The organism is Novosphingobium umbonatum, from assembly GCF_004005905.1.
GTDB lineage: Bacteria > Pseudomonadota > Alphaproteobacteria > Sphingomonadales > Sphingomonadaceae > Novosphingobium > Novosphingobium umbonatum.
The window spans coordinates 1-414 of record NZ_SACO01000059.1; the positions used below are offsets into that span (position 1 = coordinate 1).

Here is a 414-nt window from a genome sequence, read left to right on the forward strand (position 1 = left end):
GAGGAACCCGGACTGGCCCGGTGCATAATGGAATTGATCAGGCTGCTCTTCCAGATGCGCCATGAACACAGACAAATCAGCCTGCTGCGGCTCGTACAGCTGCTTAAGCCACATCTGAACACCTGCGCCCTTAAAGAATTGATCATCCAGCCCCATGTCCACGACCGCTTTATGCGCCAGGTGGAATTGTCCATCGCGAGAGAAGATAAAGCTCCTCGTCTCTTCAATCCGGTTCAGCGCGCCCACGACAAACCCGGGCTGGACGAGAGGCTGTGGTTGTTGCTGTTGCGGAGGCGACTGCATGACCTCCTGCCTGGCTGGAGGATCAACCTTTGCGGCCATCGCCTGCGCCTTTGCAGCAGCTTGAGCCTGTTGCAAACTGAGGGCCAGCGCCTGGGTGGTTTTCAAATCGTC

Annotated in this window: 1 protein-coding gene; it reads right to left on the minus strand. The window is 57.2% G+C overall.

The features are described from left to right. Positions 1–414 (minus strand): hypothetical protein (locus tag EOE18_RS18580; protein WP_164852823.1); only part of this gene is annotated, 414 nt, incomplete at both ends.